The sequence below is a fragment of the Variovorax sp. PDC80 genome (genome assembly GCF_900115375.1).
Taxonomy (GTDB): domain Bacteria; phylum Pseudomonadota; class Gammaproteobacteria; order Burkholderiales; family Burkholderiaceae_C; genus Variovorax.
In genome coordinates, this window is the sequence record NZ_FOWG01000010.1 from 42,175 (window position 1) to 56,445 (window position 14,271).

General features: G+C 70.3%; 14 protein-coding genes. 6 read left to right on the top strand and 8 right to left on the bottom strand.

Translation table 11 applies throughout. From position 1 onward, the window contains the following. Window positions 1-30: 30 nt before the first annotated feature. From BM109_RS26465 to BM109_RS26475, 3 genes are read left to right on the top strand one after another with little or no spacing between them, the layout of a single operon-like run. Window positions 31-897, top strand: coding sequence for a MaoC/PaaZ C-terminal domain-containing protein (locus BM109_RS26465; RefSeq protein WP_093349416.1), 867 nt, complete (start codon window positions 31-33; stop codon window positions 895-897). Beyond that, the gene (locus BM109_RS26470; RefSeq protein WP_093349418.1) at window positions 894-1,901 is read left to right on the top strand and encodes an NADPH:quinone oxidoreductase family protein; all 1,008 of its coding nucleotides are present in this window, start codon (window positions 894-896) and stop codon (window positions 1,899-1,901) included. Before BM109_RS26465 ends, BM109_RS26470 begins: the two co-directional genes overlap by 4 nt. Before the next feature lie 28 nt (window positions 1,902-1,929). Beyond that, a complete protein-coding gene (locus BM109_RS26475) occupies window positions 1,930-3,066 on the top strand; it encodes an acyl-CoA dehydrogenase family protein (RefSeq protein WP_093350143.1) in 1,137 nt (378 codons plus the stop codon). Between the two features lie 37 nt (window positions 3,067-3,103). Here the strand turns inward: BM109_RS26475 and BM109_RS26480 are convergent, their stop codons facing one another. The 7 genes from BM109_RS26480 to BM109_RS26510 are packed head-to-tail and all read right to left on the bottom strand — an operon-like array spanning window position 3,104 to window position 10,357. Then, the gene (locus BM109_RS26480; protein ID WP_093349419.1) at window positions 3,104-4,243 is read right to left on the bottom strand and encodes an acyl-CoA dehydrogenase family protein; all 1,140 of its coding nucleotides are present in this window, start codon (window positions 4,241-4,243) and stop codon (window positions 3,104-3,106) included. Further along, window positions 4,240-4,608 (bottom strand): DUF6285 domain-containing protein, encoded by a 369-nt coding sequence (locus tag BM109_RS26485; RefSeq protein ID WP_093349422.1) that lies wholly within the window; start codon window positions 4,606-4,608, stop codon window positions 4,240-4,242. The genes BM109_RS26480 and BM109_RS26485 overlap by 4 nt, the downstream gene beginning before the upstream one ends. Before the next feature lie 17 nt (window positions 4,609-4,625). Further along, window positions 4,626-5,630, bottom strand: coding sequence for a phosphotransferase family protein (locus tag BM109_RS26490; RefSeq protein WP_256222786.1), 1,005 nt, complete (start codon window positions 5,628-5,630; stop codon window positions 4,626-4,628). 1 nt (window position 5,631) lies between these two features. Then, window positions 5,632-7,155, bottom strand: a complete 1,524-nt coding sequence (locus BM109_RS26495; protein ID WP_093349424.1) for an acyl-CoA synthetase — start codon at window positions 7,153-7,155, stop codon at window positions 5,632-5,634. After that, window positions 7,152-8,048, bottom strand: a complete 897-nt coding sequence (locus BM109_RS26500) for an enoyl-CoA hydratase-related protein (protein ID WP_093349427.1) — start codon at window positions 8,046-8,048, stop codon at window positions 7,152-7,154. The genes BM109_RS26495 and BM109_RS26500 overlap by 4 nt, the downstream gene beginning before the upstream one ends. Next, a complete protein-coding gene (locus BM109_RS26505) occupies window positions 8,045-9,178 on the bottom strand; it encodes an acyl-CoA dehydrogenase family protein (protein WP_093349430.1) in 1,134 nt (377 codons plus the stop codon). Before BM109_RS26505 ends, BM109_RS26500 begins: the two co-directional genes overlap by 4 nt. Window positions 9,179-9,184: 6 nt before the next feature. Beyond that, window positions 9,185-10,357: an acyl-CoA dehydrogenase family protein gene (locus BM109_RS26510; protein WP_093349432.1), complete on the bottom strand. Its 1,173-nt coding sequence runs from the start codon at window positions 10,355-10,357 to the stop codon at window positions 9,185-9,187. Between the two features lie 246 nt (window positions 10,358-10,603). Here BM109_RS26510 and BM109_RS26515 point away from each other — a divergent pair, with 246 nt between their 5' ends. The 3 genes from BM109_RS26515 to BM109_RS26525 all read left to right on the top strand — a co-directional run bounded on the left by BM109_RS26515 (window position 10,604) and on the right by BM109_RS26525 (window position 13,279). Further along, window positions 10,604-11,008, top strand: coding sequence for a hypothetical protein (locus tag BM109_RS26515; RefSeq protein WP_143129266.1), 405 nt, complete (start codon window positions 10,604-10,606; stop codon window positions 11,006-11,008). 13 nt (window positions 11,009-11,021) lie between these two features. Then, on the top strand, window positions 11,022-11,993 hold the full coding sequence (locus BM109_RS26520; protein WP_093349437.1) for an MYG1 family protein: 972 nt from the start codon (window positions 11,022-11,024) through the stop codon (window positions 11,991-11,993). 131 nt (window positions 11,994-12,124) lie between these two features. Then, window positions 12,125-13,279, top strand: a complete 1,155-nt coding sequence (locus BM109_RS26525) for an ATP-binding protein (RefSeq protein ID WP_093349440.1) — start codon at window positions 12,125-12,127, stop codon at window positions 13,277-13,279. Between the two features lie 13 nt (window positions 13,280-13,292). Here BM109_RS26525 and BM109_RS26530 read toward each other — a convergent pair whose 3' ends face one another. Continuing rightward, complete coding sequence (locus tag BM109_RS26530) at window positions 13,293-14,060, bottom strand: FadR/GntR family transcriptional regulator (RefSeq protein WP_093349442.1); 768 nt, start codon at window positions 14,058-14,060, stop codon at window positions 13,293-13,295. Between the last annotated feature and the right edge of the window lie 211 nt (window positions 14,061-14,271).

Below are 14,271 nucleotides of genomic sequence, written 5' to 3' on the forward strand. Positions count from 1 at the left end.
CAGATCCACGACACGACAAGGCAAGCGACGATGCTCGACTATCGGAAGGTCCGCGACTGGCAATCCGGCGAGGTGCGCCACGACTACGCACCGAGGGACACCATGCTCTATGCGCTCGGCCTCGGCCTGGGCGCCGACCCGCTCGATGAGCGGCAACTGCGCTTCGTCTACGAGAAGGAGCTCGCGGCGCTGCCGACCATGGCCGCGGTGCTCGCTTCGCCGGGCTTCTGGATGCGCGAGCGGCGCGAGATCGGCATCGACTTCATGAAGCTGGTACACGGCGAACAGGCGCTGCGCCTGCATGCGCCGCTGCCGCCGTCGGGCACGGTGCTTGGGCGCACGCGCGTCACGCGCGTGGTCGACAAGGGCGAGGGCAAGGGCGCGGTGCTGCATGTGGAGAAGGAACTGGCCGATGCCGAGGGCCGGGCGCTCGCCACCGTCGAGAGCGTGTATTTCCTGCGCGGCGACGGCGGCTTCTCCCGGACGGACGGGCGCAGCGACGAAGCCGCCGCGCCGGCGCCGGCCACGCCCGAGGGCGCGCCCGAGCATGTGCTGGACCTGCCCACGCGGCCCGACCAGGCGCTGCTCTACCGGCTCTCGGGCGACCTCAACCCTTTGCATGCCGAGCCGGCCTTCGCGGCCAAGGTGGGCTTCGCGAAGCCGATCCTGCATGGCCTCGCGACCTGGGGCATCGCGGGCCGGGGCCTGCTCGAGGCGCATGCCGGCCTCGATCCGGCACGGTTGGTGGCGATGCGCGCGCGTCTGTCGGCACCGGTCTATCCGGGCGAGACGATCCGCCTCGAGAGCTGGCGCAACGGCAACGAGGTGGCGTTTCGCGCACGCGCAATCGAGCGCGACGTGCTGGTGCTGACGCACGGCCGCGCCGAGCTGCGATGAAGGCCTGGCGCGTCGAGGCGATCGGCGATCCGGCCGGCCTGCGCCTCGCCGACGCGCCCACGCCGACACCGGCCGCCGACGAGTACCTCGTGAAGGTCGAGGCGGCGGGCCTCAACTTCCTCGACACCTTGCTGGTCGAGGGCCGCTACCAGGTACGGCCCGCGCTGCCGTTCACGCCCGGCATGGAGGTGGTCGGCACCGTGGTCGGCGGGGCCGATGCGGGCCTGCGCGTGGCGGCCGCGACGCCGTCCGGGCGCTTCGGCGGCTTCGCGGAGTACGCGCTGGTGCCGCGCGCCGAGGCGGTGGTGCTCGAGGCCGACGTGCCGCCCGGCGTGGCGCTCGCGCTGCGTGGCAACTATCCCACCGCGCTGTATGCGCTGCGCCATGCGGGCCGCCTGGCCGCCGGCGAGACCCTGCTGGTGCACGCGGGCGCGGGCGGCGTGGGCAGCGCGGCCGTGCAATTGGGCAAGGCCATGGGCGCGCGCGTGATCGCCACGGCGGGCAGCGACTCCAAGCGCGAGCTCTGCCGCGCGCTGGGCGCGGACGCGGTGGTCGACTATGGCGATGCCGGCTGGGTCGAAGCGGTGCGCGCGCTCGCGCCGCGCGGCGTGGACCTCGTCTTCGATCCGGTGGGCGGCGAGGTCGGTGCGCAAAGCGCGCGCTGCCTCGGCTTCGGCGCGCGGCTGCTGGTGGTCGGCTTCGCGGGTGGCGCGCTCACGCAGCTGCCGGCCAATCGGCTGCTGCTCGCCAATGCCTCGGCCATCGGCGTGCTGTGGGGCGAGGTGCGCAAGCGCGACCCGGCCCTGGCGAGCCGGCTGGCGCGGGAGATCCGCGACTGGTGGCGCGAAGGGCGCCTGCGTCCGCTCGAGGCCACGGCCTTCGACTTCGCGCGGCTGCCCGAGGCGCTGGCTGCCCTGGCGCGGCGGCGCATCTGCGGCAAGGCCATCCTCACGATGTCCCTGATGTCACCGACGGAACGTGCAGGACCGAATTCGCTTGCGTAGAATCAATGGTTCTACCAAAGGAGACATGATGGACTTCAACCTGCCCGCCGATGCCGAGGAGATGCGCGTCGCCACGCGAGACGCCGTCGACGCGCTGCTCAAACTCGAACCGCGCTACCACGAGACCGGGGAGGTGCCCGAGCAGGTCGAGAGCACCCTGCGCGAGATGGGCTTCTACGGCATGGCGATCCCCGAGGCCTACGGCGGCATGCCGGTGGACCACCTTACGAGCGTGGCGGTGCAGCTCGAGCTCGCGCGGCTGCCGCCGCAGTTCTGGCCCTTCGTGCGCTCGGCGATCGGGCCCGGCGTGCACATCATCGTGGACCACGGCAGCGAGGCCCTCAAGAAGAAGTGGCTGCCCGAGATCGCCTCGGGCCGCTCGCGCAACTGCATCGCGATCACCGAGCCGCATGCGGGCTCCGACGCGGCGCGCATGCTGAGCTCCGCGAAGCGCGAGGGCGACCACTACGTGCTCAACGGCACGAAGACCTTCATCTCGAACGCCAACCACGCGCACTCGATCACCGTGCTGGCCTCGACCGACCGCGCCGCCGGCAAGCACGGCATCTCGGCCTTCCTGCTCGACACCACCACACCGGGCTTCGAGGTCGCGCGCACCATGCCGACCATGGGCTGGATGGACGACAGCCTCTGCGAGATCACCTTCACCGACTGCCGCATCCCGGTGGAGAACCTGCTGGGCGAGGAGGGCCGCGGCCTCTCGTACGCGATGTCGGGGCTCAACGAGGGCCGCCTCAACGTGGGCTGCCAGGCGCTCGGCCCGGCGCAGATCGCGCTCGACGAGACCATCGAGCATGCCCGCACGCGCGTCACCTTCGGGCAGGCGCTGGCCGAGCACCAGGCGATCCAGCACATGATCGCCGACATGGCGATGGACCTGCATGCCGCGCGCATGGTGCTGTTCGAGGCCGTGTGGCGCGCCACGCGTGGCGAGGACGCGCGCATGAAGGCCTCGATGGTGAAGGTGATCTGCACCGAGGCGGCCTGCCGCATCGCCGACAAGGCGCTGCAGATCTTCGGCGGCTCGGGCTACTGCCGCGGCACCATCGTCGAGCGCGTGTACCGCGACCTGCGGGTGCTGCGCATCTACGAGGGCGCCTCGGAGATCCACCGCAACATGATCGCGCGCCAGTTGCTGGCCTGAGCCAGGGCCGGGGCGGGCGCTAGGCCCGCGCCCGGCCTCACCGCATGAGTTCGCGCGCGATCACCACGCGCTGGATCTGGTTGGTGCCCTCGAAGATCTGGTTGAGCTTGGCGTCGCGCATCATCTTCTCCACCGGGTAGTCCTTCACGTAGCCGTAGCCGCCGAAGACCTGCACCGCATCGGTCGTGACCTTCATCGCGACGTCGCTCGCGAAGCACTTGGCCATGCTCGCGAACTTGGGCAGCGCGGCCCGGTCGCCGGTGTCGGCCAGGCGCGCGGTCTCGTAGACCAGGCAGCGCGCGGCCTCGATCTGCATCGCCATGTCGGCCAGCATGAACTGGATGCCCTGGAACTCGATGATGGCGCGCTTGAACTGGCGCCGCTGCTTGGCGTAGGCCAGCGCCGCGTCGAGCGCGCCCTGCGCCAGTCCGACCGAGGCCGCGGCGATGGCGGGGCGGTTGAGGTCGAGCGCGCGCATCGCCGAGCGGAAGCCCTTGCCTTCCTCGCCGAGGCGGTTCTCGGCCGGCACGCGCACGTTGTCGAGGTAGATCGGCACGTTGATCGTGCCCTTCATGCCCATCTTGCGCTCGTTGCGCCCGAAGCTCAGGCCTTGGCTGTTCTTCGCGTCGACGATGAAGGGGCTGATGTCGTCGGCGCCACCGCCTTCGCCGGTCTTGGCGAAGACCAGGATGTAGTCGGCGCGGCTGCCGAAGGTGCACCACTGCTTCTGGCCGTTGAGCACGTAGCTGTCGCCGTCCGCCACCGCGCGCGTGCGCATGCCGCCCACGTCGCTGCCGCAGTCGGGTTCCGACAGCGCGATCGCCGTCACCGTGCGGCCCTCGGCCAGCAGCGGCAGGAAGCGCTGCTTCTGTTCCTCGGTGCCGAAGTGCATCAGCGGCAGCGCGAACATGGTGTTCATGCCGGCCATCAGCGCGCACGATTCCGACACGCGCGAGATCTCCTCGCGCGCGATGCACACCATCGTGAGGTTGGCGCCGGGGCCGCCGTAGGCCTCGGGCACCCACAGCTGCAGCAGTCCCATGTCGCCGTAGATCGGGATCAGCTCCTCGGGAAAGCGGTCGTTCTCGTCGATCTCGGCGGCGATGGGCGCCACGTGGCGCTCGACCATGCGGCGCACGCTGTCGCGAAAGGCGATCTGTTCTTCGGTGAAGTTCATGGGGGGAGGTCCTTGGTGATCCAGCGGGGGTTGTTGATGGCCAGCGCCTCGGCCAGCGCGGCGCGCAGGTGCGCCGCGACGCCGGGCGCGTCGGGGTCGAGCCGGCCGTCGCGCAGTGCATCGGCCAGCACCAGGGACGGGGAGGTGGGAGGGGGCGCGTCCTGCAGCAGCGCGAGCAGGCGCTCGCGCGCCGCCGCGTCGTGCGCGGCGCCGAGCCGCAGCTCGCGCTCGACGATGCGCAGCACATTGATCGCGATGCGGGTCTGGAAGCGGTGGTAGCCCTCGAGCGAGGGCATCAGCTCGTCCTCGAGATAGCGCGCGGTCGCCGCGAGCAGGGTGGGGGCGGGCGGGACGCTGTCGGACATGGCCGCGGTTCCTTTGTTCAGTGCTCGACGAGCTGGAAGAAGTCCCACAGCGGCTCTTCCATGCGCCGGCCCACGGCGCACAGCTCGAGGCTCGCGGGCGTGCCGTCGTCGCGCGTGGCGAGACCGCGGCGCACGCAGCCGATGGCCCACTTGAGGTTGGAGAAGGCCTCCCAGAAGCGCACGCGCGCGGGATCGACCGGCGCGCCGCCGGCGCTTTCATACGCTGCGTAGAGCGTCTCGCGCGCGCCGAAGCCGCCGACCTCGGGCGCGGCGCCGAAGCGCCAGGTCCGCATGCACAGCACGCCGAGGTCCTGCATCGGATCGCCGCGGCGCGCGATCTCCCAGTCGAGCACGCAGCGGATGCCTTCGGGTCCGACGATCAGGTTGCCGGTGCGGAAGTCCGCGTGCACCAGCGCGTCGGTATCGTCCGCGGGCAGATGGCGGCGTACCCATTGCAGCGCGAAGTCGAGCGCGGGATGACGGAAGCCCGTGGCGTCGAGCAGGCCCGCATATACCGCGAGTTCCTGCACAGGTGATAGCCGCTGCAGGAAATCCAGCCCGGTGGTGGGCATGCGATGGATCGTCGCGAGGATCCGTCCGGCCTGCTCCGCCATCGCGGCGCGTGCGCCGGCATGCGCGGAGTCCGAGACCAGCTTGCGACCCAGCGTCTCGCCTTCCACATGCTCGGTGATGTAGCCGCGGCCGAGGCCGTCGTGCAGGTCGAGGATGGCGCGCACCCTGGGCGCCGGCACGCCGTGGTTTCGCGCGGCGATCATCAGCCGCGCATCGTCGGCGGCATCGAGCTTGGGTGCCGACGATTCCCTTCTTTCGGATGTGGCCGCGGGCGCCTGCTGCAGGATCAGCGCGACAGGGCCGTCGGCGGTCGCGAGCTCGAAGGACCAGGTGGTCTTGGTCGCGCCGCCCGTGAGGCGGCGCAGCGCCTCGACGCGGCCGTGCAGTCCCGCATGACGGCCCAGCGCTGCGGCGAGCCGTTGCGCCATCGCTTCCGTGGCAGGTTCCATCTCAGATCCTGCGGCCGGCGCCTTGCCAGAACGGGTCGCGCAGGCGGCGCTTGAAGATCTTGCCGCTGTCCTCGCGCGGCAGCGCCACGTGGAAGTCGATGCGGCGCGGGACCTTGTACCGGGCCAGCCGCTCGGCGAGGAAGGCGCGGATCGCTTCCGCGTCGGGCGCGGCGCCGGGCATGCATTCGATGGCCACGGCCAGCGACTCGCCCATCTCGTCGTCGGGGATGCCGAACACCGCGCAGTCGCGCACCGTGGGGCATTGCAGCAGCACGGCCTCGATCTCGGCCGGATAGATGTTCACGCCGGCCGAGATCACCATGTCGGCGCGGCGATCGCACAGGTACAGGTGGTCGTCCTTGACGTAGCCCACGTCGCCGCAACTGATCAGGCCGTCGCGCTCGACCTCGCGGCGCTTCTCGGGATGGTTGTGGTACGTGAAGTCGGCATAGGCCGGCACGCGCACGAAGATCTCGCCGATCTCTCCCGGTGCGACCGGGTGGCCGTCTTCTCCGTACAACGCCATGCGCGCGCCGGGCGTCAGCCGGCCCACGCTGCCCGGAAACTCCAGCCAGTCCTGCGGCGTGCTCAGCGTGGCGGTGCCGACCTCGGTGCCGCCATAGGTCTCGTACACCACCGGTCCCCACCAGTCCATGAGCGCGCGCTTGGTCTCGGGCGCACAGGGCGCGCCGGTGTGGGTGACCCAGCGCAGCGAGCCCAGGTCGTAGCGGCGGCGCACCGCCTCGGGCAGCTTGAGCATGCGCACGAACATCGTGGGCACCGCCACCATGTGGCTGATGCGGTGGCGCTCGATCGCTGCGAGCACGGCCTCGGGATCGAACTTGGTCTGCATCGCCAGCACCTCGCAGGCGGGCAGCGCCTGGCGCGCGTAGGCATTGGGCGAGGCGTGGTACAGCGGCCCCGCGATCAGCGCGCGCACGCCGGGCTGCAGGCCGTACACGCTGCGCAGCAGCTCGACATAGGCGCGCGCCTGCTCGGGCGTGGCGGCCTCGCGTCGCACGCCCTTGGCGCGGCCGGTGGTGCCCGAGGTGTAGATCATGGTGGCGCGGCTGCGCATCGGCGGGCCGTCCCAGGGCGCGAAGCCCTCGAGCCAGGCGTTCCATTCGAGCGCATCGGTCGGTGGCGCGGCGTCTTCCTCGGTCAGCGAGAAGGCGCGCATTGCCTCGGGTGGCGTCGGTACTGTCACGACGATGATGTCCGCGGGGATGCGGTCGCGCACCGGTGCGAGCAGGTCGGCGTGGCCCACGAGCACGCGCGGGCGCGCGTCCTCGACGATGTAGAGCACTTCCTCGGGCTTGCCGTGCCAGTTGATGGGCACGGCGTAGGCGCCGAGCGCGGCCGCGGCCTGCTGCGCCTCGAGGAAGGCGAAGTCGTTGCGCAGCAGCAGCGCCACCGCGTCGCCTTCGCGCACGCCGAGCGCATCGAGGCCGCGAGCGGCCTGCAGCGCGCGGCGGGTCAGCAGGTCGCGTTCCATGGCGCGCCCGTCGAGGATCACCTGGCTCATGTCGTCGTGTCTCCGGTGGGGGCGAACGGCGGCTCCGTCCACCAGGGGTAGGGCGCGGGCATGCCGGTGCTGACGGCATCCGGAAAGCGCGCGGGCCGTTTCTCGCGGAACGAGGCCACGCCCTCGGCCGCATCGGCCGAAGCGCCACGCGAGCGCAGCGCGGCGCTTTCGAGGCGATGGGCTTCCATCGGATGCGCCGCGCCGAGCATGCGCCACATCAGCTGCCGCGTGAGCGCCACCGACACCGGTGCCGCATGCGTGGCGATCTCCGCGGCCAGCGATTGCGCGCGCGCCAGCAGCTCGCCGGGCTCGCACAGCTCGCTCACGAGCCCGCCCGCGCGGGCTTCCTCGGCATCGAAGACATGGCCACCCATGCTCCACTCCAGCGCTTTCGAGATGCCGGCCACGCGCGGCAGGAACCAGCTCGCGCAGGCATCGGGCACGATGCCGCGGCGCGCGAAGACGAAGCCGAAGCGCGCGTCGCGCGAGGCGATGCGGATGTCCATCGGCAGCAGCATCGAGGCGCCGATGCCGACCGCCGCGCCGTTCACGGCGGCGATCAGCGGCTTGGTGCTCGCGAACAGGCGCAGCGCGAGCACGCCGCCGCCGTCGCGGCCCGGTTCCTCGCCGGATTCGGCGTCGCGCGCGGCCGCGGCCGGGTCGAAGGCCTGCGCGCCTTCCGACAGGTCGAAGCCGGCGCAGAAGGCGCGGCCCGCGCCGGTGATCACGATGGCGCGCACCGCGTCCTGCGCATCCGCGAGGTCGAGCGCCCGGCACAGCTCGCGGCGCATCGTGCGCGTCATCGCGTTCATGCGCTCGGGGCGGTGCAGCGTCAGCGTGAGCACCGGGCCCGACAGGTCCCAGCGCAAGGTCTCGAAAGTGGGACCGCTCATGCCATCGCCGCCAGCCGCGCCGATTGGGCATCGACGTCGCCGAAGAGCTGATCGAGCAGCGCGAGGCGGCGCAGGCAGTGGCCCACCGCGTATTCCTCGGTCATGCCGATACCGCCATGCAGCTGGATCGCCGCGTGGCACAGGCCGCGGCCGTGGCGGCCGATCATGAGCTTGGCGCGCGCGAGGTCGGCGCGCGCGCCGGGTGCATCGAGGTCGTCGGCGGCGACCGCCGCCACCAGCGCCATGCTGCGGCACATCTCGAGGCTCACGAGCATTTCCGCCGCGCGGTGGCGCAATGCCTGGTTCTCGCCGATCAGGCGGCCGAACTGGCGGCGCGTCTTCAGGTAGTCGACGGCAAGCCGGTAGGCCGACTCCATGAGGCCGACGGCATCGGCGCAGACCGCGGCGGTGCCGGCTGCCAGGGTTCCCTCGAGCGCGCGCTGCGCGGTGGCGGCATCGTGCAGATCGTGAAGGGGAAGTGCCGCGGCGGATTCGAAGCGCAGTTCGCCGGCCGGCGTGTCGTCGACCAGGCGATGGGCGCGGCAATGCACGCCTGGGCCCTCGGCATCGACCAGGAACAGGGCGAGGCCCTGCGCATCGTCGGGCGCGCCGGCCACGCGCGCGCTCACCACGACATGGTGAGCGGCCGTGGCATGCAGCACGTTGCATTTCGCGCCGTCGAGCCGCCAGCGCTCGCCATCGTGGCGCGCGACGGTCTCGATCCACAGCGGGGCCTGGTGCCCGGCCGCTTCGTCGTGGGCCCAGGCCAGGCGGACTTCGCCGCTGGCCACGCCGGGCAGCAACCGCGCCTGGAGGGCGTCGTCGCCCGCGAGCCGCAACGCGGTGGCGCCGAGTACGACCGAGGCAAGGAAGGGCTCGAGCGACAGCGCGCGGCCCAGCTCCTGCATCACCGGCAGCAGGTCGACGGCGCCGCCGCCGAAACCGCCATGGGCCTGCGGCAAGGGCAGGGCGGTCAGGCCCAGCTCGGCCAACTGCCGCCACACCGCTTCGCTCCAGCCCGCGGGCGTGGCCGCGATCGCGCGGCGCTGCTCGAAGCCATAGACATCGCCGAGCAGGCGCGAGAGGCTCGCCTGCAGCGCCTGCTGCTCTTCATTGAGTTCGAAGTTCATGCGGGCCTATCCCAGGATCGTCTTGGAAAGAATGTCCTTCTGGACCTCGCTCGTGCCGCCGTAGATGCTGGCGGCGCGGCTGTAGAAGTAGCGCATCGCCAGCGGTCCGGCCCAGTGCTCGGCGCCGGGCCCGTCGTGCGCGCGGCGCTCCATCGCCGCGGGACCGGCGATGCGCTGCAGCAGCTGCGCGATCTCCTGCTGCAACTCGGTGCCCTTGAGCTTGAGCACGGAGGCGAAGCCCGGGTTCTTCTGCGCCGTGTCGTTCGACAGCAGGAAGCGCCAGTTCGTGACCTCGAGCGCGCGGATCTCGGCGTCGAGCACGGCCATCTCGGCGCGCAGCCGCGGGCTGTCGAGCAGCGGCCGGCCGGCCTGCGTGAGGCGGCCGGCCAGTTCGCGCGCATAGTCCAGCCGTTCGCGGCACAGGCCCACGTTGGCGATGCCGGTGCGCTCGTTCATCAGCAGGTACTTGGCGCAGTCCCAGCCGCGGCCTTCCTCGCCCACGAGGTTGTCGACCGGCACGCGCACCGCGTCGAAGAAGACCTCGTTGAGATGGTGCTGGCCGTCGATCGAGGTGATCGGGCGGATCGTGATGCCGGGGCTGCGCAGGTCGATCAGCAGGAAGGAGATGCCGTGCTGCTTGCTGCCCGTGCCGTCGGTGCGCACCAGCGCGAACACCCAGTCGGCCAGGTGCGCGGTGGTGGTCCAGATCTTCTGGCCGTCGACGACGTAGTGCTCGCCCTCCCGCCTGGCCGAGGTGCGCAGCGAGGCCAGGTCGGAGCCCGAGCCCGGCTCGGAGAAGCCCTGGCAGAACCAGAGGTCGAGGTTTGCGAGCTTCGGCATGAAGAAGCGCTTCTGCGCCTCGGTGCCGAACTTCAGCAGCACCGGCCCGAGCATGCCCACGTTGAACACCTGCGGCAGCGGCGCGGGCGCGCGGAACAGCTCGTCGAGCAGGATCAGCCGCTCGGCCTGGCCGAGCTCGGCACCGCCGTACTCACGCGGCCAGTGCGGCGCCGCCCAGCCGTTCTCGTTGAGGATGCGCTGCCAGGTGACGGTGTCCTGCTTGCGCGGCGGATGGCCCAGGCGCAGGCGTTCGCGGATGTCGGCGGGAAGCCGGTCCTTGATGAATCGACGGACCTCGTTGCGGAAAGTGGCTTGATCGGGGGGCGTGTCTAGATCCATCGGGCGAAGCGCTGGTGGCTGAGAGTGGGCTCGGGCCATCATATGCCGGACTTATGATTGGATCAACCATTGCTTTGTGGGCGTTCCTATATCCTAGTCGATGCGAGTGACCGACGCCGCTTCCGTGGAAAGGAGCGAAGCTCGATAATCGAGGGTTTGCCCTGTCGGGGCGGCCTCACACGTGAAGTCCCACTGCAGCGGTCATCCGACCGACCACCGCCCCGATCAACGACAGAGAGAGATTGAATGGAATTGGTTTTGGAAGCGATGCTCAAGTTGGGCGACATGCGCTCGAACTTCGTGCAGTCCATCCGCGCACTGCGCATCGGCGACCTGCAGGAAGCCGCGCAGCGCGAGCGAAACGTCTTCTGGCGCACGTCGCTGCGCGACATGGCCACCAAGGCCGACGCCGTGGCGAAGATCGTCGAGGACTTCGGCCTGGGCGCGCAGAAGGGCCTGACCGAGCTGGGCGCCAGCATCGTGCGCTCGGTCCCGCGCTCGGCGGACACGGGCTTCGTCGTGGTCCTCGAGCATCTGTCCACCCGGGCCCAGTACGCCCTGTGCCAGGAGATCCTCGACATGTTCCGCGACGTCGCGGAGGAAATGGGCGACAAGAACGTCGCGTTCCGCTGCTTCTTCTCCGCCGACTAGCGGATCGGCGTCCATGAGCAACCCTTCGCCGACCGTCGCCGTGCATGGCAACTCCTTCCATGCGGACGACGTCTTCGCCGCGGCCGTGCTGATGGCGCTGCACCCCGGTGCAACGCTGATCCGCACGCGTGACACGAGGCTCGTTGCCGCGGCGGACTTCGCCGTCGACGTGGGCGGGGAATGGGATCCCGCGCGCGGCCGCTTCGACCATCACCAGAAGGGCTTCGCCGAGCACCGGTCCAGCGGCGTCGTCTACGCGAGCTCCGGCCTGGTGTGGCTGGCCCATGGCCTGGACCTGATCCGCCAGCGCCTGCCGGGCATCGACGAGCAGATCGCGCTGCGCGTGCGCGACGCTATCGACGACGAGCTCGTGCAGCACCTGGACATGGCCGACACCGGCGCGCTCAATGCCGCGCCCGGGTACTTCGGCATCTCCGCGATGGTCAGTGCCTTCAACACGTCGCGCAGTGAGGAGGGCGCCGCCGGCGCACCGCCGGCGATCGCCGCGCTCGAGCTGGCGCAGTTCAAGACCGTGATGGGCTTCATGGGCCTTTTCATCGACCGCCTCATGGTGCGCTTCTCGGACAAGTTCGCCGGCGAGTCGCTGGTCCGGCAGGGCGAGTTGCTGGCGGACGGGAAGATCCTGGTGCTGAAGACGTCGGGGCTGTCCTGGTCGGGTGTCGTCTGTGCCGAGATGCCCGATGTCCTGTTCGTGGTCTACCCCGAGACCCCGGGCGGCCAGCACCAGGTGCGCGTGGCGCCGATCGAGCCCCAGTCCTTCGTGGCGCGCCGCGATCTGCCGTCCGCCTGGGCCGGATTGCGCAACCAGGACTTGGCGGCCGTGACCGGCGTCGAGGACGCCGTTTTCTGCCACAACAACCTGTTCATTGCGGGCGCCGGGTCCCTGGCTGGCGCGATCGGGCTGGCGCAGGCGGCCGTGGCGCAGTTGCGGGATGAGGACGCGGCCCGTGCTCCGGCACCTTAGGCCGTGGCAACTACAGCACTTTATGCCTCGAATCTATAGTTGGCGGCTGCTAACTATAATTTCGAGGTCAAAGCTATAATCTGCTGTAATCGCCCGACCTGATCCAGGCGGCGGCCCTCGAGGAGACATCCATGGCGGACACGGTTTTTCACCGCACCCAGCTGGCCGAACGGATGGCCCAGGGCGTCATGGCCTCGGCCGTCGGATCGGCTGCCGCTTCGGGCCTGTTTCTCGCCGCGCCCCGGCGCACCGGCAAGTCCACCTTCGTGCGCGAGGATCTCCGCCCCGCGCTGCAGAACCGGGGCGCCACGGTCCTCTACGTCGATCTCTGGGCGAACAAGAAGGCGGATCCAGGCGCCGTCATCGTCGGCGCGGTGCGCGCCGAGCTTGCCCGCCACGAGGGCGTCGTGGCCCGGCTTGCCAGGACGGCCGGCATGGAGAAGGTCACCGTGGGCGGCGTGGCCTTCTCGCTCGATCGCGTCGGACTGGGCAAGGAGATCTCGCTGAGCGCGGCCCTGGCGGCGCTCTCCGACGAGACCGGGCAGCCGATCGTGCTGCTGATCGACGAGGCCCAGCACGCGATCGCCACGGAGGGCGGCTACGACGCCCTGTTCGCGCTGAAGGCCGCGCGGGACGAGCTCAACAGCAGCAAGCACCACGGCTTGCGCATCGTGGCCACGGGCTCCAACCGCGACAAGCTGGCGATGCTGCGCAACAGCAAGGACCAGGCCTTCTTCGGCGCTCCCCTGGTCGCATTCCCGCCCCTGGACGCCGACTACATCCAGTGGTTCTGCAAGGGTGTCGGCTTGGCGGGCCCGCTGGATCCGGATGCGGTCACGAAGCTCTTCGAGCGGGCAGGCCATCGGCCGGAGATCCTCGGTGCCGCCGCCGACAGCATCCGCTTCGACTTCAACATCGGGCCGGCCGATGCCGCGGCGGCTTTCGCCAAGGCCGTCGACGAGCAGATCGAGGAAGCCGACCTGCAGACCCTGCGGGTGATCCAGGCGCTCACCCCGCTGCAGTCCGCGGTTCTGCGGGTGCTGGCGCGCGAGGGCGAGAAGTACGCGCCCTTCGAGGCGGGGACCATGGAGCGCTACCGCGCGATGCTTTCGGCACTGGCGCCGGGCGAGACGATGGTGCCGGAGGTGTCCAACGTCCAGGCGGCGCTCGGCGCGCTGCAGGACAAGTCGCTGGTCTGGAAAGAGAAGCGGGGCGTCTACTCGCTCGAGGAGAGCATGACCGCCGAGCTGATGCGGCGGCACGGCCTGCTGGACGCCGCGGCCTAGGAGCCTGCGCGGCTCAGCCCTCGGCCGCCGGCTTCTCCAGCAGCCGGTTGAGCCGCTCCAGGTGCGCGCGCATTTCCTTCACCGCGCCTTCCGCATCGCGCGCGCGCATCAGCCGCAGCACGTTGCGGCGCACGCCGATCACGTCGCTGCGCGGCACCGGGCTGGCCTTCGCGAGCAGCGCGCGCGTGAGCTCCGACAGCGACTCCACCAGCATGACCATCACCTGGTTGTGCGTGGCCTGCGCGAGGATCCGGTAGAACTCGGTGATGTAGGCATTGCGCCGCGAGAAGTCGCCGCGCAGGGTGAGCTCCTCCGCGCGGTCGATGTCCTGCTCGATGGCCTGGAAGTCCTCCTCGGTCGCGCGCTCGCAGGCGAGGCGGATCGCCTGCTCGGTCAGGATGATGCGCATCTCGGTCACGCTGTGCGAGGGAATCTGGCCGAGCATCACCATGTCGCCGACCGCCTGGGTCACGGTGCTCGAGTCGCGCTTGCGGATGAACGCGCCGCCGCCCATGCCCTGCTGGCACTGCACGATGCCCGCGTTCTCCAGGCTGCGCATGGCCTCGCGCACGGCCGTGCGGCTCACGCCGAGCTGCTCGGCGAACTCGCGCTCGGGCGGCAGCCGGTCGCCGGGCTTGAGCGTGCCCAGCGCCACCTCGCGCCGGATCTGCTCGCACACCGCCTCGAAGGCGCGCTTGGCCTTGATCGGCTGGAAATTCGGTCCGGAACGGCCAGCCGTGCCGGCCTCGGCGTTCTCGATGTCGGTCTGTTCGGCAGTCATGCGGCGCCTCCTCTTTTTTGCAGTTCGGATAAAGGTTATACCTTATGTCCTTGTCTCGATAGAGGGGTGTTGCTGCAGGGATTTTTAAGCCGCACCATCCATATTCCCAAAAGGTCGGACCTTAGCACCTAACGCCAAAACGCTTCCGTCGGTATCGGGGTTTGCCTCATGTATAAGGTATGACCTTATTAGCTATCGTACCTTCCATGAT